At 70.9% G+C, this 23,913-nt stretch carries 23 protein-coding genes and 1 pseudogene; 8 read left to right on the top strand and 16 right to left on the bottom strand.

All coding sequences use genetic code 11. The annotated features are described in order from the left end of the window. Positions 1-29 precede the first annotated feature (29 nt). From aspA to ABZ642_RS35300, 12 genes and pseudogenes are all read right to left on the bottom strand, one after another. Positions 30-1,445: an aspartate ammonia-lyase gene (gene aspA, locus ABZ642_RS35355; RefSeq protein WP_360491864.1), complete on the bottom strand. Its 1,416-nt coding sequence runs from the start codon at positions 1,443-1,445 to the stop codon at positions 30-32. Between the two features lie 157 nt (positions 1,446-1,602). After that, positions 1,603-2,622: an asparaginase gene (locus ABZ642_RS35350; protein ID WP_360491860.1), complete on the bottom strand. Its 1,020-nt coding sequence runs from the start codon at positions 2,620-2,622 to the stop codon at positions 1,603-1,605. A 43-nt stretch (positions 2,623-2,665) separates the two neighbouring features. After that, complete coding sequence (locus tag ABZ642_RS35345) at positions 2,666-4,102, bottom strand: amino acid permease (RefSeq protein ID WP_360491857.1); 1,437 nt, start codon at positions 4,100-4,102, stop codon at positions 2,666-2,668. Continuing rightward, complete coding sequence (locus ABZ642_RS35340; protein WP_360492077.1) at positions 4,099-4,776, bottom strand: FadR/GntR family transcriptional regulator; 678 nt, start codon at positions 4,774-4,776, stop codon at positions 4,099-4,101. The genes ABZ642_RS35345 and ABZ642_RS35340 overlap by 4 nt, the downstream gene beginning before the upstream one ends. Before the next feature lie 171 nt (positions 4,777-4,947). Then, on the bottom strand, positions 4,948-5,784 hold the full coding sequence (locus tag ABZ642_RS35335) for an undecaprenyl-diphosphate phosphatase (protein ID WP_360491854.1): 837 nt from the start codon (positions 5,782-5,784) through the stop codon (positions 4,948-4,950). A gap of 72 nt (positions 5,785-5,856) precedes the next feature. Next, on the bottom strand, positions 5,857-6,231 hold the full coding sequence (gene crcB / locus ABZ642_RS35330) for a fluoride efflux transporter CrcB (RefSeq protein WP_360491851.1): 375 nt from the start codon (positions 6,229-6,231) through the stop codon (positions 5,857-5,859). After that, positions 6,228-6,450 (bottom strand): annotated as a pseudogene (locus tag ABZ642_RS35325) (hypothetical protein). The gene crcB (ABZ642_RS35330) and the pseudogene ABZ642_RS35325 overlap by 4 nt, the downstream one beginning before the upstream one ends. Continuing rightward, positions 6,447-6,908, bottom strand: a complete 462-nt coding sequence (gene crcB / locus ABZ642_RS35320; RefSeq protein ID WP_360491848.1) for a fluoride efflux transporter CrcB — start codon at positions 6,906-6,908, stop codon at positions 6,447-6,449. Before crcB (ABZ642_RS35320) ends, ABZ642_RS35325 begins: the two are co-directional and overlap by 4 nt. Positions 6,909-6,977: 69 nt before the next feature. Next, a complete protein-coding gene (locus ABZ642_RS35315) occupies positions 6,978-7,931 on the bottom strand; it encodes an SMP-30/gluconolactonase/LRE family protein (protein ID WP_360491845.1) in 954 nt (317 codons plus the stop codon). Positions 7,932-7,960: 29 nt separating this feature from the next. Beyond that, a complete protein-coding gene (locus tag ABZ642_RS35310) occupies positions 7,961-8,248 on the bottom strand; it encodes a helix-turn-helix domain-containing protein (protein WP_360491843.1) in 288 nt (95 codons plus the stop codon). Between the two features lie 212 nt (positions 8,249-8,460). Beyond that, positions 8,461-10,020, bottom strand: a complete 1,560-nt coding sequence (locus ABZ642_RS35305; protein WP_360492074.1) for a glycosyl hydrolase 53 family protein — start codon at positions 10,018-10,020, stop codon at positions 8,461-8,463. Positions 10,021-10,168: 148 nt separating this feature from the next. Then, positions 10,169-12,190: a beta-galactosidase gene (locus ABZ642_RS35300; protein ID WP_360491840.1), complete on the bottom strand. Its 2,022-nt coding sequence runs from the start codon at positions 12,188-12,190 to the stop codon at positions 10,169-10,171. A gap of 238 nt (positions 12,191-12,428) precedes the next feature. Between ABZ642_RS35300 and ABZ642_RS35295 the strand changes: the two genes are divergently transcribed. The 6 genes from ABZ642_RS35295 (at position 12,429) to ABZ642_RS35270 (ending at position 17,628) form a co-directional block, all read left to right on the top strand. Continuing rightward, positions 12,429-13,748 (top strand): extracellular solute-binding protein, encoded by a 1,320-nt coding sequence (locus ABZ642_RS35295; RefSeq protein WP_360491837.1) that lies wholly within the window; start codon positions 12,429-12,431, stop codon positions 13,746-13,748. A 104-nt stretch (positions 13,749-13,852) separates the two neighbouring features. Then, positions 13,853-14,722, top strand: a complete 870-nt coding sequence (locus ABZ642_RS35290; protein ID WP_360492071.1) for a sugar ABC transporter permease — start codon at positions 13,853-13,855, stop codon at positions 14,720-14,722. Next, a complete protein-coding gene (locus ABZ642_RS35285; RefSeq protein ID WP_360491834.1) occupies positions 14,719-15,624 on the top strand; it encodes a carbohydrate ABC transporter permease in 906 nt (301 codons plus the stop codon). The genes ABZ642_RS35290 and ABZ642_RS35285 overlap by 4 nt, the downstream gene beginning before the upstream one ends. Continuing rightward, on the top strand, positions 15,621-16,655 hold the full coding sequence (locus ABZ642_RS35280; RefSeq protein WP_360491831.1) for a LacI family DNA-binding transcriptional regulator: 1,035 nt from the start codon (positions 15,621-15,623) through the stop codon (positions 16,653-16,655). Before ABZ642_RS35285 ends, ABZ642_RS35280 begins: the two co-directional genes overlap by 4 nt. Before the next feature lie 124 nt (positions 16,656-16,779). Continuing rightward, entirely contained in the window at positions 16,780-17,130 is a 351-nt protein-coding gene (locus ABZ642_RS35275; RefSeq protein WP_351736329.1) for a VOC family protein, read from the top strand. A gap of 96 nt (positions 17,131-17,226) precedes the next feature. Further along, a complete protein-coding gene (locus ABZ642_RS35270; RefSeq protein ID WP_360491827.1) occupies positions 17,227-17,628 on the top strand; it encodes a MarR family transcriptional regulator in 402 nt (133 codons plus the stop codon). Positions 17,629-17,809: 181 nt separating this feature from the next. On the opposite strand, the gene ABZ642_RS35265 is transcribed toward ABZ642_RS35270, so the two are convergent. The 3 genes from ABZ642_RS35265 to ABZ642_RS35255 form a co-directional block, all read right to left on the bottom strand. Further along, complete coding sequence (locus ABZ642_RS35265) at positions 17,810-18,901, bottom strand: hypothetical protein (RefSeq protein ID WP_360491824.1); 1,092 nt, start codon at positions 18,899-18,901, stop codon at positions 17,810-17,812. Between the two features lie 49 nt (positions 18,902-18,950). Further along, positions 18,951-19,352, bottom strand: coding sequence for an SseB family protein (locus ABZ642_RS35260; protein ID WP_360491821.1), 402 nt, complete (start codon positions 19,350-19,352; stop codon positions 18,951-18,953). Positions 19,353-19,689: 337 nt separating this feature from the next. After that, positions 19,690-21,165, bottom strand: a complete 1,476-nt coding sequence (locus ABZ642_RS35255) for a cytosine permease (protein WP_360491818.1) — start codon at positions 21,163-21,165, stop codon at positions 19,690-19,692. 242 nt (positions 21,166-21,407) lie between these two features. Here ABZ642_RS35255 and ABZ642_RS35250 point away from each other — a divergent pair, with 242 nt between their 5' ends. Continuing rightward, a complete protein-coding gene (locus ABZ642_RS35250) occupies positions 21,408-22,367 on the top strand; it encodes an ATP-binding protein (protein ID WP_360491815.1) in 960 nt (319 codons plus the stop codon). Positions 22,368-22,419: 52 nt separating this feature from the next. Next, positions 22,420-22,812, top strand: coding sequence for an SCO5389 family protein (locus ABZ642_RS35245; protein ID WP_360491812.1), 393 nt, complete (start codon positions 22,420-22,422; stop codon positions 22,810-22,812). 51 nt (positions 22,813-22,863) lie between these two features. On the opposite strand, the gene ABZ642_RS35240 is transcribed toward ABZ642_RS35245, so the two are convergent. Continuing rightward, entirely contained in the window at positions 22,864-23,832 is a 969-nt protein-coding gene (locus ABZ642_RS35240; protein ID WP_360491809.1) for a threo-3-hydroxy-L-aspartate ammonia-lyase, read from the bottom strand. Positions 23,833-23,913: the final 81 nt, after the last annotated feature.

The following is a 23,913-nucleotide window of genomic DNA, read 5'->3' as shown; positions in this document are numbered from 1 at the left end:
CCGGGCCGGTCCTGGTGCGTACTCGCAGGTCAGGCGAGGGGCGAGCCGCTGCCGGCGACGACCTCGGGGCGCAGCAGGTCGGCGAGCCGCTCGGCGGGCAACAGGCCCTTCTCCAGGACGAGTTCGGCCACGCCCCGGCCGGTGACGAGGGCCTCCTTGGCGATGTCGGTGGCCGCCGTGTACCCGATGTACGGGTTGAGGGCGGTGACCAGGCCGATGGAGTTCTCGACCGTCGCCCGCAGCACCTCGGTGTTGGCGGTGATGCCGTCGACGCAGCGCTCGGCCAGCGTCAGGCAGGCGTTCCGCAGATGCGTGATGCCCTCCGACAGGGAGTGCAGGATGATCGGCTCGAACGCGTTCAGCTGGAGCTGCCCGGCCTCGGCCGCCATGGTGATGGCGACGTCGTTGCCGATGACCTCGAAGGCCACCTGGTTGACGACCTCGGGGATCACCGGGTTGACCTTGCCCGGCATGATCGACGAACCGGCCTGCACGGGCGGCAGATTGATCTCGCCGAGTCCGGCACGCGGCCCGGAGGACAGCAGCCTCAGGTCGTTGCAGCTCTTGGAGAGCTTGACCGCGATCCGCTTCAGCACGCCGGACATCTGGACGAACGCACCGCAGTCCTGGGTGGCCTCCACCAGGTTGGCGGCGGTGACCAGGGGCAGTCCGGTGATCTCGGCGAGGTGCCGGCGGGCCGACTCGGCGTATCCGGCGGGCGCGTTGAGGCCGGTGCCGATCGCCGTGGCTCCGAGGTTGATCTCGTGGATCAGCTCGACGGCCTCGGCGAGCCGGCTGCGGTCCTCGTCGAGCATGACGGCGAAGGTGGAGAACTCCTGCCCGAGTGTCATGGGAACCGCGTCCTGCAACTGCGTACGGCCCATCTTCAGCACGTCACGGAACTCGACGGCCTTGCGCCCGAAGGAGTCCTGGAGCACGGCCATCGCCCGGAGCAGCCCACGCACCGCGAAGACGGTCGCGACCTTGACGGCCGTCGGGTAGACGTCGTTGGTCGACTGACCGAGGTTGACGTCCTCGTTGGGATGCAGGTACCGGTACTCCCCCTTCCGGTGCCCCATCAGCTCCAGCGCCCGGTTGGCGACGACCTCGTTGGCGTTCATGTTGGTCGACGTCCCGGCACCGCCCTGGATGACGTCGACGACGAACTGGTCGTGCAGCTTGCCGGCCCGTATCTCCCGGCAGGCGGCCACGATCGCGGCGGCCTTCGCGGGAGCCAGCAGCCCCAGCTCCTCGTTGGCGAGGGCAGCGGCCTCCTTGACGGCGGCGAGCGCGTCGATCAGATGCGGATAGGCGGAGATCGGCATCCCGGTGATGGGGAAGTTCTCGGTGGCCCGCAGGGTGTGCACACCCCAGTAGGCGTCGACGGGCACATCACGGTCACCGAGCAGATCGTGCTCGCTACGGGTGACGAGGGCGGTGGTCATGAGGGTGGGAGTTCCTCTTTCGGAGGGAGTGATTCTTCAGTGAACGGGGACGGATGCGCCCCGATGGGGGCGCGGGGCTGTGACAATTGCGGCTCCGCCGCGTGGGCGCGACCGGCCAGGGACGACCCGCGGCCGCCCACCGGCATGGCCACCCGAATCACCAGGCGCACACGGGAACGTCGACCGGCTCCAGCGAGCGAACGGGCCGTACACGCCCGACCTCCCGGCCGCCGCCGAGCAGCGCCTCACCGGCGAACTCGCTCAGCAGCTCCGGGTCAACCCCGGCCCTCGCCAGCGCAGCGGCCGCCACCGGAACCCGCGCCCGGTTCGCCCCGTCCGCGATCTTCACGGCCACGGCCCGTCCGTCCGGCAGCGCCGCGACCTCGACGCCCTCGAAGCCGTCCTTGGCCAGCAGCCCCGGCACGGCCCGCATCAGCGCGGCCACGTCCCGGCCCGCACCGGACGCCATCTCGGCGTGCTCCCGCATCGCGTCGGCGACCCGCGCCTCCGGCGTCCCCGGCGGGGCGGTCACGATCCGCGACATCGCTCGGGCCAGCCCGTGCAGGGAGACGGAGAACAGCGGCGCTCCGCACCCGTCCACGGTGGTCCGCGCGACGCGCTGCCCGGTCAGGTCCTCGACGATCTCGGCGATCGCCTGCTGGAGCGGGTGCTCCGGCTCCAGGTAGTCGTCGAGCGACCAGTCGTTCAGCTTCGCGGTCCACAGCATCGCTGCGTGCTTGCCGGAGCAGTTCTGGGCGAGCCGTGACGGCTTCCGGCCCTCGCGGATCCAGGTGTCGCGCACGGCGGGCCCGTAGGGCAGGTCGGGGACGTTGCGCAGGTCGTCCTCGGTGAGGCCGGCGAGGTCGAGGATCCGCCGGGTGCCGGCGAGGTGGCGTTCCTCGCCGGAGTGGCTGGCGGCGGCCAGCGAGAGCAGCTCGCCGTCGAGCGGCAGCCCGGCCCGCAGCATGGCCACGGCCTGGAGGGGCTTGACGGCCGAGCGCGGGTAGAACGCGGCCTCGATGTCGCCGAGCTGGAACTGGACCTCGCCGTCGGCGCCCAGGACGACGACGGATCCGTAGTGGATGCCCTCGACGACCCCGCCGCGTATGAGGTGGGCGACGGGGGCGTGCAGGGGTTCACGGACGACGGGTGCGGCCGCGGGGGAACTGCTGTACATCACTGCCTGGTCTCGGGTGAGTCGGGACGGACCGGTACGCGGTTCACGCGTCGGTTCCGGCGGACGGGCGCGCGAGTCGGCCGCGGATGGCGTACCAGCCGGCGACCAGCGCTGCGACGATCAGCGGCAGGCACAGCACGGTGGTGCGTCCCGCGCCGCCGTCGGCGTACATGAGGACCAGGACGGTGGCGAGGAACGCCAGCGTCACGATCTCGGTCCAGGGGGAGCCCGGCAGTCGGTAGCCGGGGCGGGTCAGTTCGCCCTTCCGGGTCTTCTGCCAGAAGAGCAGGTGACAGAGCATGATCATGCCCCAGGTGGCGAGGATGCCGATCGCCGCGAAGTTGAGGACGATCTCGAACGCGTCGGCGGGGACGACGAAGTTGAGGCCCACGCCGAGCACACAGATCCCGCTGGTCAGCAGGATTCCGCCGTACGGCACCTGGCTGCGGCTCATCTTCGCGGTGAAGTTGGGGGCGGAGCCGTTCACGGCCATGGAGCGCAGGATGCGGCCGGTGGAGTAGAGGCCGGAGTTGAGGGAGGACATGGCCGCGGTGAGGACGACGAGGTTCATCACACCGCCGGCCGCCGGGATCCCTACGTGCGAGAGGACGGTGACGAAGGGGCTCTCCCCCGCCGTGTACTTGTTCCAGGGCAGCAGCATCGACAGCAGGACGACCGAGCCGACGTAGAACAGGCCGACCCGCCACATGATCGAGTTGATCGCCTTGGGCATGATCTTCTCGGGGCTCTCGGTCTCGCCCGCCGCGACGCCGACCAGTTCCACCGACGCGTAGGCGAAGACGACGCCCTGGATGATCAGCAGCATCGGCAGCAGGCCGTTGGGGAAGACACCGCCGTTGTCGGTGATCAGGGAGGGGCCGGGGGCGGCGCCGTCCACGGGGTGCTGGGTGACCAGCAGGAAGATGCCGATGCACATGAAGATCACCAGCGCGCTGACCTTGACGATCGCGAACCAGAACTCCAGCTCGCCGAAGATCTTGACCGAGATCAGATTGACGGTCAACACGACGGCAAGGGCGATCAATGCGATCAACCATTGCGGGATGTCGGAGAACATCCCCCAGTAGTGCGTGTAGGTGGCCACCGCGGTGATGTCGGCGATGCCGGTGGTCGCCCAGTTCAGGAAGTACATCCAGCCCGCGGTGTACGCGCCCTTCTCGCCGAGGAACTCCCGGGCGTACGAGACGAACGCGCCGGAGGACGGGCGGTACAGGACGAGTTCGCCGAGGGCGCGTACGACGAGGAAGGCGAAGACTCCGCAGACCGCGTACGCGACGAAGAGGGAGGGGCCGGCGTCGGCGAGGCGGCCGCCGGCGCCGAGGAAGAGGCCGGTGCCTATGGCGCCGCCGATGGCGATCATGTTGACGTGCCGGTGCTTCAGCGACTTGCTGTAGCCGTGGTCTCCGGCGTCGACGTGACGGGAGGGGCGCGTCTCGTCTTTGAGGTGCGGTTCGCTCACGCCTCGGTTCCGCCTTCCGTGTGCTCGTCCGTGCGCGCGGGGCGCACGATGCGGGTGAGGGTCGTCTCGACGCGGTCCAGGTGGTGGCTCATGGCGTCCACGGCGTCGGGTTCGGAACCGTCGATCAGCGCTTCGACGATGGCCCGGTGCTCCCGGTTGGACTGCTCGCGGCGGCCGCCCAGCTCGTTGAGGAAGGCCGACTGACGCGCCAGTGCGTCCCGGATCTCCTCGATGACCCGGCGGAAGACCGGGTTCTGGGCGGCCTCGGCCACGGCGAGGTGGAAGAGGGTGTCCATCGCGACCCACGCGGTGGTGTCCGTCTCCCGCTCCATGCGGTCGAGCAGATGGGCCAGGTGGTCCAGGTTCTCCGGGGTGCGGCGCAGCGCCGCGTACCCCGCGACCGGGATCTCGATGTGCCGGCGGACTTCGAGCAGGTCGCTGGCGGCGTAGTCACCGAAGGTGGGGTCCTCGACGGCGCTGGCGACGACGAAGGTGCCCTTGCCGGTCTTGGAGACGGTCAGGCCCATCGTCTGCAGGGCCCGCAGGGCCTCGCGCAGGACGGGCCTGCTGACCTCCAGGGAACGGCACAGCTCCGCCTCGGAGGGGAGCTTGTCGCCCATGGCGTACTCGCCGCGCTCGATGGCACCGCGCAGATGCGCCAGTACCGCCTCCATGGCGCTCACACGCCGTAGGGGCTGTCCGGCTGTCGGGCTGTCTGACAGGTTCACGGGTGAGATGTTCCGGGTTGCGGGCCGGGACTGTCAAGGCGTGCGGAAAGAAAAAATTCACGGGGTGCGACACCTGAATGGACAGGCGTCACACCCCGTGGCGGCGCGAGGAACGGGTCAGGCGCTGATCGAGTTCGTCGCGAGCAGCCCGAAGAGGGCCAGGCCGATGACGATCCGGTAGATCACGAACGCGTTGAAGGAGTGCTTGGCGACGAACTTCAGCAGCCAGGCGATGGAGCCGTAGGCGACCACGAAGGAGACGACCGTGCCGACGACCAGCGGGGCGGCGCCGACGCCCGCGCCCAGGGCGTCCTTGAGTTCGTAGAGGCCGGCGCCGGTCAGGGCCGGGATGCCGAGGAAGAAGGAGAGGCGGGTGGCGGCGACCCGGTCCAGGTCGAGGATGAGCGCGGTCGACATGGTGGCGCCGGAGCGGGAGAAGCCGGGGAAGAGCAGGGCGAGGATCTGCGAGCTGCCGACCAGCATCGCGTCCTTGAAGGAGGTGTCGTCCTCACCGCGCTTGTGGCGGCCCATCTGGTCCGCCGCCCACATCACCCCGGAGCCGACGATCAGCGAGCCCGCGACCACCCAGAGCGAGGCGAGTGGGCCGTCGATCAGCGGCTTGGCGGCGAGGCCCACCAGGACGATCGGGATGGTCGCGGCGATCACCCACCAGGCGAACTTGTAGTCGTGGTGGTAGCGCTCCTCCTTGTTGACCAGCCCGCGGCCCCAGGCGGAGACGATCCGCCGGATGTCCTTGAAGAAGTAGACCAGCACGGCGGCGATGGCGCCGACCTGGATGACGGCTGAGAACCCGACGACGGACTTGTCGTCGACGGGGATGTTCATGAGCCCCTCGGTGATCTTGAGGTGGCCGGTGGAGGACACCGGGAGGAACTCGGTCACCCCCTCGACAACCCCGAGGATGGCGGCCTGACCGACGGAGATGGCGCTCATGGGATCCAGTTCTGCAGAGTTTGGTCGACAGTGCTGTAGACAGTCTTACAACGGGCGGGTGCGAGGCAAGTCCTAGGCCCACACCGCCTGGGCGATCGCCACTCCGGCGAAGGCCGCTCCGAGCCCCGCCACCACAGTGGCGACGACGTTGGCCGCAGCGTAGAGCCCGGCGCCGGTCTCGGTCAGCCGCAGGGTCTCGTAGGAGAAGGTCGAGTAGGTCGTGAGCGCCCCGCACAGCCCGGTGCCCAGCAGCAGCTGGAGGTGAGGGCTCGCCGCGCCCGCCGAGGCCGCTCCGGTCAGCAGCCCGAGGATCAGGCAGCCGACGACGTTCACCACGAGGGTGCCACAGGGGAAGACGGAGTCGTGCCCGGCCTGGACGGCGCGGTCGGTGAGGTAGCGCAGCGGAGCACCGACGACGGCTCCGGCGACGACCAACAGCCAGTTCACAACGACTTCTTACCCTTCGCATCCGTTTTGCCGGAGTTCGCGGCCCGTCCGACGTACCTGATGACCTCGCAGTCGTCCAGGGTGACGAGGCCCTCGGTCGCGAGACCGGCCGTGTGGGCGCGGTGCACGATCTCCGTGTACAGGGAGCTTGTGGTGCCGGATGCCGTCCTCGCCGATGCAGACCGTCAGGCGCAGGGCGCGGCCGGTCAGTCTCGTCATCGCTGCCTCCGGGTGAGGACACGGCGGGTCGCGGTCGCCGCGCACCACACCGCCGCGAGAGCCGCGCACAGGGTCGCGGCGAGGTAGGCCAGGCCCGTGGCGGGACGGCCGTGGTCGACCAGCTTCTGGATGTCGACGGCGTAGGTGGAGAAGGTGGTGAAGCCGCCGAGGACGCCGGTGCCGAAGAAGGGCCGGACGAGGCGGTGCGCGGGCAGGCCTTCGGTGATCAGGACCAGGAAGGTGCCGATCACCGCGCAGCCGACGACGTTCGTCCAGAAGGTCGCCCAGGGGAATCCGCCCGCCGCCGTGGGCAGCGCCAGGGCCAGCGCGTAGCGGGCCACCGCTCCGATCGCGCCGCCGGCGGCGACCACCGCGACGACCGGCGCCTGGGCACGCCACTCGGACCGCCGCTGGGGGCTCGGCTGGACACGGAGGCTCTCGGCTTCCGGGGCTGTCATGGGTCGTGGGTCTCCTGTTCGGCACCGCCCCGACGGGTGCACCAGGGTACCGCCGGGTCTACCCGGCGGTCACTTCGCGGTGGGGGCCGTACAGACCGCGACACCGGGCTCCCAGACGCTGCCGAGGACCAGGTGGCGGCCGGTCACGCAGACGCTGGTGGCCATCCGGAAGCCGGAGTGCTGCCGGGCGAGGTGGTGGACGACCCTGCCCTGGTCGTCGAGGGCCGTCACGGCGATGGTGCCGGCGGGGCGGTAGGGGGCGTGGACGGCGGCGCGCGCGGCGGCCCGGCGGACGGCGGCCGGGGTGCGGTGGAGGAGGTCGAGCGGCGGGTTGCGCGGGCCGGCCAGGGCGACCCAGGTCAGCTCGCCGTCGCGCCACATGTTGTCGGGCATGCCGGGCAGCTCGGCGAAGAACTCGGCGCGGCCGGCCCGCGGGCCGGTGAGCCAGTAGCGGGTCAGACGGTACGCGCCGGTCTCGGCGACGATCAGAAAGGTGCCGTCGCCGCTCACGGCCAGCCCGTTGGCGAACTGGAGCCCGTCGCAGACCACTTCGGCGTTGCGGGCGCCGGGCGCGAGGCGCAGCAGCCGGCCGGTGCCGCTGTGCTCCACGATGTCGCCGATCCACCGGTCCAGCGGGAAGCGGCGGCTGGAGGCGGTGAAGTACACGGTGCCGTCGGGCAGGGCCACCACGTTGCTCGCGAACCGCAGCGGCTCCCCCTCGACCGAGTCGGCGAGGACATGGACGGCACCGTCGGCGAGGCCGACACGCAGCAGGCCGCGCTCCGCGTCGCACACCAGCAGATCGCCGTCCGCAAGGAGCTCGAGGCCCAGCGGTCGGCCGCCGGTCCGGGCCAGCTCCCGGACCCGGACGGTGTCCGGGTCGCCGAGCCCGTCCAGGCGCAGGATGCGGCCGTCCGCGACGCCGGTCAGGACCCCGCCGTCCGGATCCGTCACCACGTCCTCCGGGCCGCGGCCGCCGATGGCGACGTAGTGGAGCGGGACGAGGCGCGCGGGTCGGTCCATGAACCCCATACTGACAGGCGTGGCCGGTCTCACCAGCCCTTCTCGAACATCCGGGCCACCTCGGCGATCCGGACCTCGTCGCGCCGGTAGTAGGTGCGGTGCCGGACGCGCCGGGTGCGCAGCAGGCCGAGCCGGGTCAGCACGCCCAGATGGGCGCCGGCGACCTTGCGGGAGACGCCGAGTTTGGCGGCGACGGCACGGACGGTGACGCCGTTCTCGGTGAGGTCCCCGTGCCGCCGGGGTGGGAAGTGGGTCGCCGGGTCCTTGAGCCAGTCCAGAATGTCCAGGCGGCTCACGCTCTGGGAGTTCCTCAGCATCCGACCGGCCTCCGTCCGTCCCCTGCCTCCTCGTAGTTGGTTTTCCCACTGTTCCGCAGCCGAAGCCCCCACGTCAGGGAGTCGGCGAGCCTTGTCCGAGACCGCACGGCGGTACGAAGTCGACCGACGGGGGCCTTGTCTTCGCGGCCCGCCCGGGACAGGGCTGAGGGGCCCGGCCGTCCCCTTGTGGCCGGGCCCCCGTCAGTGGTGGTTCAGCGGTGGCTGAACCACGCCATGGAGGAGAGCGCCTTGTCGTCGTAGCCGAACAGGGCCTGGTTCTCCCACCCGTTGCCGGAGGTGGCGTCGGTCGGATCCCAGCCGTTGCCGGTGACGGCGGTCCAGGTCGCCTCCCAGTAGAAGACACCGAGGCCACGGCCGTTCGGAACGGCCTCGACGATGTTCGCGACGGCGTTCATCCAGGCCAGCTGGCCGGCCGCGGTGGCCGGGTAGCCGGTGACCAGTTCACCGCTGGTGTCGATCTGGTTCTCCAGCGAGTCGTCCTGGGCGAGGGTGAACGGGTAGGCGGTCTCGGCGATGTAGACCGGCTTGGAGTAGCGGGAGGCCACGTCGTCCAGGGTGGTCTGGGCGGCGGCGAGCGAGCCGTGCCAGTAGCCGTAGTACGACAGCCCGATCACGTCGTAGTTGATGCCGTAGGTCTTGGCGTTGTCGAACCACCAGCGGACCGTGGCGTCGTCGCCCGCGTTCGCCAGGTGCAGGGCGACCAGGGTGCCGGAGGAGACCGCCTTGGCCGCGCTGTAGCCGGAGTTGATGAGGCCGGCGAGCTGGGACCAGTTGTCGGTGGAGCCCTCGGACCAGAGCATGCCGCCGTTGATCTCGTTGCCGATCTGGACCATGTCGGCGGTGGTGCCCTGCGCCTTCAGCGCGTTGAGGACGTCGTACGTGTGGTTGTAGACGTCGGTCTTGAGCTGGCTGTAGGAGTGGCCGGACCAGGCGGCGGGCTTGGTCTGCTGGCCCGGGTCGGCCCAGCTGTCCGAGTAGTGGAAGTCGACCAGCAGCTTCATGCCGGCCGCCTTGACGCGCTTGGCCATGGCCAGGACGTGCGCCTTGTCGTTGTAGCCGTCGGCCGGGTTGACCCAGACCTTCAGGCGCGCGTAGTTCATGCCGGCGCTCCTGAGGATGGTGACCGCGTCCCCGGTGGTGCCGGAGCTGGTCTTGTAGACGCCGCCCTTGGCCTCGCTCTTGGCGAGTGACGAGATGTCGGCGCCCTTGATGGCCAGGCCTGTCGAGCCGGCGGCGAAGGTCAGGTCGTCGACGTTGATCCAGTTGCCCGCGTTGGCATCGGAGTTGATGCTGATCGTGCACTGGTTGCCGGTGACCGCGATCGAGGTGACGATCCGCACCCAGCTGCTGGTGGAGACCGGCAGATCGGTCCGCTGCTCCGAACTGCCGCAGTTCTTCAGGGATATGTAGGCGGAGTTCTGCCCGCCGCTGGAGCGGACCCAGGCGGTGAGCGTGTAGGTGCCGTTGGTCAGGCCGGAGAGGTACTGGTACGTCTCCACCTTGTAGGCGGCGGCCGAGTAGTGGCTCAGGCGGTAACTGCCGCTGTGGCCACCGGACTCGGTGTACGAAGCGCCCGTGTCGCCGTACTCCGACCAGCCGGTGGGCGCGGCCGCACCGGCACCGTCCGACTCGAAGCCGCCGTTGGTGAGGGTGCTCGCGGCCTGGGCGGTCTGCGCGGGAAGGGCGGTGAGGGCGAGCCCGGCCAGCAGCGGCAGCAGCAGGGCTCTGATGGTGCGTCTGGGATGGAACATCATCGTCCGTCGTCCCTTCGACATGACTGGGGAGGGGTGTCCTCCGGCGGGGCCGGAGGAGGCCCCTCCGCCCACGGCTCTCGTGGCACTCGCGGGCGGAGGGGAGTCTCGGCGGACCGGGTGCGGCGAACCGGTCCGCGGCCGGGGCTCAGCCGTCGAGCCGTACGACCCGGACGGCGCCCGCGGGGACCGCGAGGCGGCCGGCGGCGCGTTCGCCCGTCAGCAGTTCGGTGCCGTGCGTCTCCAGGGGCACCTTGGCGTCGGTGGCGGTGTGGTTGATGGCGAAGAGGAAGGTGCCGGACTCGCCGGTTCGGCGGACCACTTCGACATCGCGGGGCAGGTCGGCGCGGGGTGCGATCCGGGCGTCCTCGGCGGCCCGGCCGAGCAGCGCGTCCAGGCCGTGCGCGTCCAGGCGGGTCGACACGTACCAGGCGGTGCCCTCCCCCGACCGGTGCCGGGTGACCGCCGGGTGGCCGGCGGTGAGGCCGTCGGCGTAGGTCCAGACGGTCTCGGCTCCGCGCGGGGCGACGAACTCGGTCCACACGTCGCCGGTCGGCTCCAAGCCGTCGGGGCCGGTCAGCCGTACCCGCTGGTCCTGGAGGAGGGGTGAGAACTCCTCGACGGTGAGGCCGAGGACGTCGCGCAGCGGACCCGGGTAGGCGCCCTCGTGCACGGCGTCGTGCTCGTCGACGATGCCGGAGAAGTAGGAGACGACCAGGGTGCCGCCGTTCTCGACGTACTCCTTGAGGTTGTTCCCGGCGGCCTCCGTCATCAGGTAGAGGGCCGGTACGACGACAAGGGGATAGGCCGACAAGTCGCTTTCCGGGTGCGCGAAGTCGACCGTGAGGTGGCGGTCGTAGAGGGCCTCGTAGAAGGCGTCGGCACGCTCGCGCGGGTCGTGGTCCTCGCTGGGGCGCCACTGGAGATTCTGCGCCCACCAGGACTCCCAGTCCCACAGGACGGCCGCGTCGGCCTGCGTGCGGGCACCCTTGACCTGGGCCAACGAGTCGAAGGAGGCGCCGAGTTCGACGACCTCGCGCCACACCCGGGTCCCGGTGCCGCCGTGCGGGAGCATCGCCGAGTGGAACTTCTCGGCGCCGCGCCGGGACTGCCGCCACTGGAAGAACATCGCGCCGTCGGAGCCGCGGGCCACATGGGCCAGGGAGTTGCGGGCCATCTGCCCGGGCGCCTTGGCCGGATTGCGCGGCTGCCAGTTGACGCCCGAGGTGGAGTGTTCGAGCAGCAGCCAGGGAGCGCCGGCGGCGACCGAGCGGGTGAGGTCGGCGGCCATCGCGAGGTTGACGTGGGTGCGGCGGCCGTCGGTGATCAGGTAGTGGTCGTTGGTGACCAGGTCGACCTCGCGGCCCCAGGCCCAGTAGTCCATGGAGTCGCACTGGCTGAGGGCGGTCATGAAGTTGGTGGTCACCGGGACGCCGGGCGAGAGGCGGTGCAGGATGTCCCGCTCCGCGCGGAAGTTCTCCCGGATGGTGGCGTCGACGAACCGCTTGTAGTCGAGGGCCTGGCCCGGGTTGCCGACGGTCGGGGTGGCGCGCGGCGGGTTGATCTGCGCCAGGTCGGTGTAGTGCTGGCCCCAGAAGGCCGTGCCCCAGGCCTCGTTGACGGCGTCGACCGTGCCGTAGGCGTCGGTCAGCCAGCGGCGGAAGTGGGCGGCGCAGGAGTCGCAGTAGCAGGCCGAGACGGGGACGCCGTACTCGTTGTGGACATGCCACAGGGCGAGCGCGGGGTGGTCGCCGTAGCGCTCGGCGAGGCGGGTGGTGATGTTCGCGGCGGCCGCGCGGTAGTCGGCGTTGGAGTGACAGATGGCGCCGCGTGAGCCGAACTCGTACCGCACGCCCTCCGCGGTCACCGGCAGGGCCTCGGGGTGGGCCCGGTAGAACCAGGCGGGCGGCACCACGGTGGGCGTACCGAGGTCGACGCGGATGCCGTTCTCGTGCAGCAGGCCGATGACCCGGTCCAGCCAGCCGAAGTCGTACTCCCCCGGCGCCGGCTCCAGCAGGGCCCAGGAGAAGATCCCGACGCTCACCATCGTGACCCCGGCCTCGCGCATCAGCCGGACATCCTCCTGCCAGACACTTTCCGGCCACTGCTCGGGGTTGTAGTCCCCACCGAAGGCGAGCCTGGTGAGGCCCCTGGGGGTGGTGTCCGACATGGATCTCTCCCGTTTAATCGATCATTTGGGAACGTGCACACACATCGATCGTGGCGTGAGCCCAACATAACCGCACAGCAACAACCATTGACAAGTGTCCGGGATGTTTCTCTACTGTGAACGCTCACAGAGCATGACACGGACTCGCGACGGGCGATGATCCGGGTCTGAGAACGCTCACACATCTGCATGGCAAGGTCCCCGCGTCGGGTGGGGACCCAGGTCAGGGGAGAGATCCATGCCGCACACGAAGCGCCGCCGCCTCGTGACAACCGCCGTCGCCGTCTCGCTCGGCGCCACCGCCCTCGCCGCCTGCGGCTCGTCCGACGACGACAGCAAGGCCGACTCCGGTCCGGTCTCGCTGACGTACTGGGCCTGGGCGCCCGGTATGGACAAGGTCGTGGACCTGTGGAACAAGGGCGAGGGCAAGAAGGATCAGATCACCGTCACGGTGAAGAAGCAGGCGTCCGGCGACACGCTGGTCACCAAGATCCTCACCGCGCACAAGGCGAAGAACGGCCCCGACCTGGTGCAGGCCGAGTACCAGGCGCTGCCGACGCTGGTCAGCAACGACGCGGTCGCCGACATATCCAAGAGCGTCGGCGAGGCCAGGTCCAAGTTCGCCGACGGGGTCTGGCAGCAGGTCACGCTGGGCACGGACGCGGTGTACGCGGTGCCGCAGGACATCGGCCCGATGATGTTCTACTACCGCGCGGACCTCTTCAAGAAGTACGGCCTGACGGTCCCCACCACCTGGGACGAGTTCGCGAAGACCGCCCGCGCGCTGAAGAAGAAGGCGCCGGACACCGACCTGACCACCTTCTCCGCCAACGACTCCGGTCTCTTCGCGGGCCTCGCCCAGCAGGCCGGCGCCAAGTGGTGGACCACCTCCGGCGACAAGTGGAAGGTCGCCATCAACGACGCGGCCACCCAGAAGGTCGCCAAGTTCTGGGGCGGCCTGGTCAAGGAGGGCGCCATCGACAACCAGCCGATGTACACCCCGGCCTGGAACAAGGCGCTGAACACCGGCAAGCAGATCGCCTGGGTGAGCGCGGTGTGGGCGCCGGGCACGCTGACCACGGCGGCGCCGGACACCAAGGGCAAGTGGGCGATGGCCCCGCTCCCCCAGTGGTCCACGTCCGAGGACGTCACCGGCAGCTGGGGCGGCTCCTCCACCGCCGTCACCACCGACTCCAAGCACCAGGAGGCCGCCGCCAAGTTCGCCGCCTGGCTGAACACCGACGGCGACGCGCTCAACGCGCTGGCCAAGGAGAGCGGCATCTACCCGGCGTCCACCTCGGCCCAGCTCAGCGGCGCCTTCGCCAACCCGCCGGAGTACTTCTCGAACCAGGCCGACTTCTACACCGAGGCCGCCAAGATCGCGAAGACCACGGCGCCCTCCGCGTGGGGCCCGAACGTGAACGTCGCCTACACGTCGTTCAACGACGCGTTCGGCGCCGCCGCCAAGAACAAGTCGGACTTCGGGGCCGCCCTGAACACCATGCAGGACGCCACGGTCGCCGACATGAAGAAGCAGGGCTTCGAGGTCTCTCAGTGACCAGCCCCACCAGCCGGAGGTCGTACGGGGTCAAGGGGGCCCCGTACGGCCACCCGTCGCCCACCACCACCCGCGAACGAGCGCGCAGCGCCCCCTACTTCTTCCTGCTCCCCGCCACCGCCCTCTTCGCCCTGTTCTTCGCGCTGCCCATCGGGTACGCGGTCTGGCTCAGCTTCCGCAAGGTGCACGTCTCCGGGCTCGGCCTGGGCGCGGGCGCCCGCAGCGAGGTCTGGGCCGGACTGGAGAACTACCGGGACGCCCTCAGCGACAACGAGTTCTGGGCCGGCGCGCTGCGCGTCGTCGGCTACGGCTGCATCGTCGTCCCGGTGATGCTGGCCCTCGCCCTGCTGTTCGCGCTGATGCTCGACACCGAGCGGGTCCGGCTGGCCCCCTTCACCCGGCTCGCGATCTTCCTGCCGTACGCCATCCCCGGCGTGGTGGCCGCGCTGCTGTGGGGCTTCCTGTACCTGCCGGACGTCAGCCCCTTCTACTACGTGCTCGACAAGCTGCACCTGCCGCAGCCGAACCTGCTGGACGGCGGGCCGCTCTACCTGGCCCTCTCCAACATCGCGGTCTGGGGCGGCACCGGCTTCAACATGATCGTCATCTACACCTCGCTCAGGTCCATCCCGGCCGAGGTCCACGAGGCGGCGAAGCTGGACGGCGCCACCCCGCTGCAGACCGCCCTGCGGATCAAGATCCCGATGGTGGCGCCCTCGCTGGTGCTGACCTTCTTCTTCTCGATCATCGCGACGCTCCAGGTCTTCAACGAGCCGACCACCCTCAAGCCCCTCACCAACTCGGTCAACACGACCTGGAGTCCGCTGATGAAGGTGTACGTCGACGCCTTCACCAAGGGCGACATCTACTCGGCGGCGGCCGAGGCGACCCTCATCGCCCTCGCCACGCTGGTGCTGTCCTTCGGGTTCCTGCGGGCCGCGAACCGCCGCAACAAGCAGGAGGCAGCGCAGTGAGTTCTGTCGCCGTCCGCAAGGCCGCCCCGGCCGCGGGTACGACTCCCGGTACCGCCCAGGGACCGCCGCTGCGCCGCCGGATCGCCCTGATCCCCACGCTGACGCTCCTCCTCGGCGCGGTCTACACGCTCCTCCCGGTGGCCTGGGTGGTGATCGCCTCCACCAAGTCCGGCAGTGAGCTGTTCTCCACCTTCACCTTCCTGCCCGGCACCGGCTTCCTGGACAACCTCAAGGACCTCGACGCCTACCGTGAGGGCATCTACTGGAACTGGATGGGCAATTCCGCCCTGTACGCCGGTCTGGGCGCCCTGCTGTCGACCTGCGTGTCCGCCTTCAGCGGCTACGCCCTCGCCACCTACCGCTTCCCGGGCCGCGAGTCGATCTTCAACGTGCTGCTGGCCGGCGTGCTGATGCCCCCGGTCATCCTCGCCATCCCGCAGTACCTGCTGCTGGCCAAGGCCGACCTCACGGACTCCTACTGGTCCGTGCTGCTGCCGCAGATCCTCTCCCCGTACGGCGTCTACCTCTCCCGTATCTACGCGGCCGCGGCCGTGCCCACGGACGTGGTCGAGGCCGGGCGGATGGACGGGGCCGGCGAGTGGCGGATCTTCACCCGGATCGCGCTGCCGATGATGATCCCCGGCATGGTGACGGTGTTCCTCTTCCAGTTCGTGGCCGTCTGGAACAACTTCCTGCTGCCGTACATCATGCTCAGCGACGACGAGAAGTTCCCCCTCACGCTCGGTCTGTACACGCTCCTCGAACAGGGCGCCAACACCCCGGCGCTGTACACCCTGGTGATCACCGGGGCGTTCCTGGCCGTGCTGCCACTGATCGCGCTGTTCCTGGTCATTCAGCGCTTCTGGAGCCTTGACCTGCTGTCCGGGGCCGTAAAGTCATGACCATGGGCAGTAATGCGGGGGGCCGGCGCAAACCGCCGACGATTCACGACGTGGCGCGCGAGGCCGGCGTCTCACGAGGGACGGTCTCGCGTGTGCTCAACGGCGGGCACTACGTCAGCCCCGCCGCCGAGCAGGCCGTGAACGACGCCATCAGCCGTACCGGGTACGTGGTGAACCGGCACGCCCGTTCGCTGATCACCGGACGTTCGGACTCGGTCGGCTTCCTGCTGACCGAGCCCCAGGAGAGGTTCTTCGAGGACCCCAACTTCAACGTGCTGCTGAGCGGTTGCACCAAGGCGCTGGCCGGGCACGACATCCCGCTGCTGCTGATGCTGGCGGGCACCAAGGACGAACGGCGCCGCATCACGCGGTACATCACCGCCGGGCACGTCGACGGAGTGCTGCTGGTGTCCAGCCACTCCGGCGATCCGGTCGCCGAGGAGCTGCGGGCGGCGGGCGTGCCGCTGGTCGCCTGCGGCAAGCCCATCGGCCTGGGCTCGAAGGTGAGTTACGTGGCCGCCGACGACCGGGACGGCGCCCGGGACATGGTCCGGCATCTGCTGGAGGTGGGGCGCCGCCGGATCGGCATGATCACCGGTCCGCTGGACACCCCCGGCGGTGTCGAGCGGCTCGCCGGGTACAAGGAGGTCCTCACCGAGGCGGGCGTCGAGATCGACGAGTCGCTGATCGTGTCCGGGGACTACAGCCGGGCCAGCGGCGAGGCCGGCGCCGAGCGGCTGCTCGCGCAGGCCCCGGACCTGGACGCCGTGTTCGTGGCCTCCGACCTGATGGCCCAGGGCGTTCTCACGGTGCTGCAACGGGCCGGCAAGCGGGTCCCGGATGACATCGCTGTCGGCGGTTTCGACGACTCCCCGGTGGCGACCTCGGTGTCGCCGGCGCTCACCACGATCCGGCAGCCCTGGGACCGGATCAGCACCGAGATGGTCCGCGTGCTGCTCGCCCAGATAGGCGGCGAGGACCCGGCGGCGGTGATCCTGCCGACGGAACTGGTGCGGCGCGAGTCGACCTGAGGCGTGGGACGGGCGGTCCGGCAGCCGGTCAGTTTTCGAGAAGCCGTGCCGCCCCTCGTCCTCCTAGCGTGGGAAGCACCGGACGGACCGCGCCGGGCAGCCAGGTACGAGGAGCGAGAAGACCATGACCGCAGGCATCCAGACGATCATCTACCCCGTGAAGGACGCGGAGCGGGCCAAGGCCCTGTTCACCGCCCTGCTGGGCGTCGAGCCGTTCGCCGACGAGCCGTACTACATCGGGTACAAGGCCGCCGGACAGGACGTCGGCCTGGACCCGAACGGGCACGCCCAGGGACTGACCGGGCCGACGCCGTTCTGGCATGTCACCGATCTGCGGGAGCGGCTCGCGGCACTGCTGGCGGCCGGTGCGGAGCTGGTGCAGGACGCCCGGGACGTCGGCAACGGCCGGCTGGTCGCCTCCGTGAAGGACGCCGACGGGAACATGGTGGGGCTGCTCCAGGACCCGGTGGCCTGACCGTCGTACTCCCCCTGGTGCGACCCGCGGAACGCTGCTTGCACCCGCACTAGTTGCACACTCAACGATTGGCCGGATCGGTGCTACGGTGCGGGTATGGCAGTCAAGACGGCCGAGGCCCGGCTGGAGGAGCGCTGGCGGGACATCCTGTCGGTGCACGCGCGCACGATGTGCGAGATCGACCGGGTGCTGCACCCGCACGGGCTGGGCGCGAGCGACTTCGAGGTGCTCGACCTGCTGGCGACCGAGTCGCCCGCCGAAGGTGACCACTGCCGGGTGCAGAACCTGGTGGGACGGGTGCATCTGAGCCAGAGCGCGCTGTCCCGGCTGATCGGGCGGCTGGAGAAGGACGGCCTGGTGGAACGGTCGGTGTGCGTCGAGGACCGGCGGGGCGTGTGGGTCGCGCTCACCGCCAGGGGCCGCGCCGTGCACGCCGAGGTACGGCCGCTGCAGCGGGCCGCACTGGAGCGGATGCTCGAAGGTCCGGCCGCCGGCTAGAGCGCGAACTCGACGCCGTCCGGCAGGACTTCGATGCCCGCGCGGTTCCGCCGCGGGAATCCGCCGCCGGCGGCGGTGCCCAGCAGGACGAGCCCCACGACGATCCGCCCCTCTCGGTCTCCCCGGCCCCTGCTGGGATCTTCCCTCAGGATGGGCCGCGCTGCCCGTGGCCGGGGGGAACCTACGGCCGCCCTTCGGGGGGCTGCCGGTCCACCGGGCGCATCGGCGGGATCGGTTCCGACGGGAAGTCGCGCCCGCCGGTCCACAGCGCCGGTACGGCGTCGCACCGGCGGCACAGTTCGTAGGCCACGGCCTCGTAGTTGACCCGCCAGCCGTGGAAGTGCGGCCAGGCCTCCCGCGTGCCGCGTTCCGCGTGGAAGCCGGTCTTCTCCAGCATGGCCACGGCCGCCTCGAACTCGCCGTACGTCAGGTCGATCGGGGCGTCCGGGGGCGGGTCGGAGTCGAAGGTCGCCCTGACCGAGGCGGCGATGTCGCGCAGGGCGGTGAACCCGGCGCGCAGCACCAGGCGGGCCTCCGGTGGGGCGGCGCGCGGGCTGAGCGCGAGCTGCAGGGCGGCCGCGTCCATGACGGCGATCAGACCGACCAGCCAGCTGCGGTAGGGGCGCGGCGAGCGGAACGCCAGCAGCACCGGGTAGGTGGCGTGGCTCTCCCCCATGTCCGCGGCCAGCCGTTCCCAGTCCCGGTACAGCTGGGGCAGCGCGACCTCGGTGTCGACCAGCCACTGGCGGGCCAGGATCTCCGGACCCCAGGCGGGTTCGCCGGCCCGGGACTGCAGGAGGGTGACCTCCAGTTCGCGGCGGTTGTAGGCCGCGTACAGCGTGGGGAGGTAGGCGATCTGCAGGGCGATGACGACGGGGCCGGTGGCGGCGGCGACGAAGTCCAGCGCGGACAGCCGCAGCCGGACTCCGCTGGCGAACCCGAGGGTGAACAGGCTGGAGCCGGCCTCCCGGAACGCGGTGCTCCAGGACAGCGGGGAGAACGCGTAGAGCAGCAGGCCGAAGCCGAGGAACGCCCCACCGAGCCAGGCGGCGAGCATGCCGATCAGCATCAGTGGGGCGAGCCAGGTCTCCGCCCGGTCGATCGCCCGGTAGTCGCGGCCGCGCGCGGTGAGGCAGAGCAGCTTGCGCAGGGTCCACCAGAGCCGGTACACCAGCACGGAGTACAGGCCCCGGGGGACCACGAGAGTGCGCAGGATGCTGCGCAGGACCAGGATCAGTACCAGTCCCCCGGCCACCCCGGAGATCCATTCCATGAGGCCATTCTGGCCCGCACGGCGGCCTCCCGGTGACCGGGACCCGTCGTCAGCCCGTCGGCCGGGCCAGCAGGGTGCGCACGCCCTCGGAAGTGAGTGTCAGCGCGTGCGTCGAGCTGCCGTCGATGGCGAGCGACAGGTTGTCCTCGGGCCACTGCTGGGCGAGCGCGCCCAGCGGCACCAGGCGGTAGCGGGAGACCGTCGGCAGCAGACCGGTCAGCTCTCCCTCCGAGGTGAACACGGGGACGACGGGGTCGCCGTCGGGGCGTTCCAGGACGGGTAGCGCGATCATGGCGGGGTCGGCCGCCTCCGCCGCGTCGTCCGGCACCGGGACCAGCACGTCGCTGTGCGCGAGCGTGTCCAGTGCGTCACGGTCCTCGGCGTTCACGGCCAGCGTGTCGAGTGCCCGCTGGGCCGGCGTCGGAAAGTCGTCGTGTGCGGGTGTCTCCATGACAGATCCCCAGATAGTGGCGGTACGGGCCGCAGGTCCCGGCGAGTACCGGGCGGCCACGGCACGCGTACCCGATCGACGCCGGGGCATGCGTCCGGGCTCCCGGCCCCGGACGCCCGAAGGGCAGCTCCGGCCGGGTGACGGGGGGACTGGGCGGCGCGGCGCGGGGCGGGCACGGTGCGAGGCGGGCGCGGTGCGAGGCGGGCGCGGGGCAGGCGCGGTGCGGGGGTGAGGGCAGGGCGGGCGGGACGGAGGCGAGGGCGGGGCGGCGATGCGGCAGTGGGCCGTCGGCAGGGCGGGCGGGGTGGTCATGGGGGCAGTGGGCCGGCCCGGGTGGTCATGCGGGCGGCGCCGGAGTGGTCGCGGCCCGGGCCTCCTGGGCGCGGATCCGGCCGCGGCTCAGCGCCAGGGTGCCGACGAAGCCGAGTGCCAGGGCCGCCAGGACGCCCAGGTTGGCGTACGCCCACGCGCCCGACTTGCCGCCGAGGCCGAGCGGCCCCAGCAGATAGCCCTGCCAGGTCAGCCAGCTCGCGGCGGCGTTGGTGACCAGGCCCCAGCCGAGGGCGGTGGCGGCCGACGTGAGCAGCAGGGGCGGCAGCGGTACGTCGCCGTAACGGCCGGCCGGGCGGTAGAGGTCGGCCTCGTCGTAGTCGCGGCGGCGCAGCGCGAGGTCGGCGAGCATGATGCCGCACCAGGCGGCGATCGGCACGCCGAGCGTGGTGAGGAACCCCATGAACTGGCCGAGGAAGTCGTCCGCGAAGAAGACGATGTAGACCGCGCCGGCGGTCATCAGGACGCCGTCGACCAGGGCGGCCAGGTAGCGCGGCACCCGCAGGCCCGCGGAGAGCAGCGCGAGGCCCGAGGAGTAGATGTCCAGGACCGCGCCGCCGACCAGGCCGAGCACGGCGACGACGGCGAAGGGGACCAGGAACCAGGTGGGCAGGACGGTCGTCAGCGCGCCGATGGGGTCGGCGGCGATCGCCTTGTCCAGCGTGTCGGAGGAGCCCGCGAGCAGCAGGCCGAAGACCAGCAGCAGGAGCGGGGCGAGGGAGCCGCCGAAGGTGGTCCAGCCGATCACGCCCCGGCCCGAGGAGCCGCGGGGCAGGTAACGGGAGTAGTCGGCGGCCGCGTTGACCCAGCCGAGTCCGAAGCCGGTCATCATGAACACCAGCGCGCCGATGAACTCCTGGGCGGAGCCGGACGGGATCGCGCGCACCGTCGCCCAGTGGATGTGGTCGGCCACCAGCCCGACGTAGCCGAGGGTGAGGACGCCGGTCACCACCGTGATCACGGTCTGCAGCCGCATGATCAGGTCGAAGCCCATCACTCCGCCGATCACGGTCAGGGCGCAGACCACGACCAGGGCGACCACCTCGGTCCCGGTGCCGCCGCCCCGGCCCAGCCGGGCGAAGACGGTCGCGGTGGCCATGGTGGCGAGGGCGACGAGGACGGTCTCCCAGCCGACGGTGAGCACCCACGAGACCACCGACGGCAGCCGGTTCCCGCGCACGCCGTACGCGGCCCGGCCGAGCACCATCGTGGGTGCCGAGCCGCGTTTCCCGGCGACCGCGACGAAGCCGCAGAGCAGGAAGGAGACGAGGATGCCGAGGACTCCGGCGGCCAGTGCCTGCCAGAAGGAGATGCCGAAGCCGAGCGCGAAGGCGCCGTAGCTCACGCCCAGGACGGAGACGTTCGCACCGAACCAGGGCCAGAACAGCGTGCGCGGGGTCCCCTTGCGGTCGGCGTCGCCGATCACGTCGAGGCCGTGGGTCTCCACCTGGAGCTGCCGGCCGGGTTCTCGCGTGTCCGCCATCGTCGACCCATCCGTCCAGGTGTGTTGGCTGGAGGCTAGGTCTGCCGCCGACGGGGGTCAAGGCAGGGCGGACGGCGCGCAGCAGGTCCGCGAGGGCAGCGGTGTCCGCCGTCCGGCGGATCTGGGGCTCCGTCAACTTCCGCGGACCGCAACCCGATTGGTCGACCCCGATTTGACACGGCCCGGCACCCTCTCCAATCTATGATCATGACATCCATTTTCAACAGGAGGGGTGACCAACGATGCGTGTGGCGTTCGTCGGCAAGGGCGGCAGCGGCAAGACCACCCTGTCGGCCCTCTTCACCCGTCGGCTGGCGCGGTCCGGCGCGCCGGTCGTCGCGATCGACGGCGACATCAACCAGCACCTGGCCCACGCCCTCGGCCTCGACGAGGACGAGCTGTTCACGGCGCCGCCGCTGAGCGCGCGGACCGGCGCGATCAAGGACTATCTGCGCGGTACGAACCCCCGGATCGCGTCCGGGGAGGCCATGGTCAAGACGACCCCGCCCGGGCGCGGCTCGCGGCTGCTGCGGCTGCTCGGCGACGACGAGGTGCACTCCCACCACGTCCAGGAAGTCGGCGGGGTGCCGCTGATGGTCACCGGGGCGTTCGCCGAGAGCGACCTCGGGGTGGCCTGCTACCACTCCAAGCTCGGCGCGGTGGAGCTCTATCTCAACCATCTGGTGGACGGGCCCGGCGAGTACGTCGTCGTCGACATGACGGCCGGCGCCGACGCCTTCGCCTCCGGCCTCTTCACCCGCTTCGACATGACGTTCCTGGTGGTCGAGCCGACCCGCAAGAGCCTCTCCGTGTACCGGCAGTACCGGGACCACGCGGCCGAGTTCGGCATCCCGGTCGCCGTGGTCGGCAACAAGGTGACCGGCGCCGACGACCTCGCCTTCCTGCGCGAGCGGGTGGGCGAGGACCTGCTGGCCCACTGCGAGTTGTCGTCGTACGTCCGCGCCCAGGAGCAGGGCCGGGGCGGCGGTGCGCTGGAGCCGCACAACTCCCGGGCCATGGACCGGCTGCGGGCCGCCGTGGACGCGCGGGCCAAGGACTGGGACGCCTTCCAGCGGCACGCCGTGGAGTTCCATCTGCGCAACGCCACCGCCTGGGCGAACGCGGCCACCGGCCAGGATCTGGCCGCCCAGGTCGACCCGGGCTTCCGGCACGGGCCGGCGGCCCTGCCCGCCTTCGCCTGAAGCCCACTCCCCTGTCGATCCAGCCATCTTGAACAGAACAGGACACAGCCCTATGTCGCTCGACGTCTCCCCGCAGCTGCTCGCCGAAGCCGAGAACGGCGCGGTACGGGAGGAGGACTTCCTGGAAACCGTCCGTACGTCACTGCCGTACGCGTACCACCTCATCGCCCGGCTGACCGCCGAACTGCGCAACGGGGCGGGCGAGTTCGCCGACAACCAGACCCCGCCGCCGTCGGAGAGGGAGCGCGGCCAGCTGCTGCGGGCGCTGTCCTCCGACGCGATCCGGTCCAGCCTGGAACGGCACTTCGGGGTCGCCCTCGCCTTCCAGAACTGCCACCGGGTGGCGGTGTTCCCGCCCGAGGCACGGGGCGGCCGGACGCACACCCGCTTCACCTCGACGCGCTCGCAGATCCTCAACCAGTCACCGGAGTTCCGCGACTGCTGACTCGCCAGGAGCCCGCTGCCGCGCCCCGGCCGTCCGGCCGGGCGTGGCCGCTCAGCCGGCGACGATCTCGGCGAACCGATCGGCGCCCACGTTGCCGCCGGAGAGGATGACCCCGATCCGGCGCGGCAGCGGCGCCACCCGGTGCGCGAGCAGCGCGGCCAGACCGCTGGCGCCGCTCGGCTCCAGGACGGTCTTCATCCGCTCGAAGGCGAACCGCATCGCGTCCCGGATCTGGTCGTCGCTCACCAGTGAGATGTCGTCCACCAGCCGCCGGTTGACGGAGAACGTCAGCTCGCCGGGGATGTCGGCCGCCTGGCCGTCGGCGATGGTCCTCGGTACCGGGACGGACACCCGGTGCCCGGCCGCCAGGGACCGCCTGGTGTCGTCCCCGGCCTCGGGCTCGACCCCGACGACCCGGATCCCGGGCAGCAGCCCCTTCGCCGCGGTGGCGCTGCCCGCGATCAGCCCGCCGCCCCCGACCGGCACCACCAGGGCGTCCAACTCGCCGACCTCCTCGATGAGTTCGAGGGCGGCCGTGCCCTGCCCCGCGATCACATGCGGATGCTCGTACGGCGGCACCAGGGCGAGTCCGCGTTCGGCGGCGAGGGCCTCACCGATGGCGACGCGGTCGCCGGTGTAGCGGTCGTACGTCACGATCTCCGCGCCGTAGCCGGCGGTCGCCTCCAGCTTGGCGCGCGGGGTGTCCTCGGGCATCACGATGACGGCGGTGGTGCCGAGTTCGCGGGCAGCGAGGGCGACGGCCTGCGCGTGGTTGCCGGAAGAGTAGGCGGCGATGCCCTTGGCCAGCTGTTCTGCGGAGAGCCGGGACGCGGCGTTGTAGGCACCCCGGAACTTGAAGGCGCCGATGCGCTGGAGGTTCTCGCACTTCAGGAAGACCTCGGCGCCGACCAGTTCGTCCAGGGTGCGGGAACGCAGCACGGGGGTGCGGTGGGCCACTCCCTTGATCCGCGCGGCCGCGTCCTGCACGTCCTGAAGGGTCACGGGCGGGGTGTCGGGCATGTTCGTCCTCCGTTCTGGGCGCCGCCGGGCGCCGGATGGGCGTCGAGCACAGCCGTTCGACGCCGACCATGTGGAATTATT

Origin of the sequence: Streptomyces sp. NPDC007157, from assembly GCF_040634235.1 — a bacterium.
Classification (GTDB): domain Bacteria; phylum Actinomycetota; class Actinomycetes; order Streptomycetales; family Streptomycetaceae; genus Streptomyces.
Note: the sequence above shows the minus strand (reverse complement) of the source record. Positions and strands in the feature narration are given on the sequence as shown.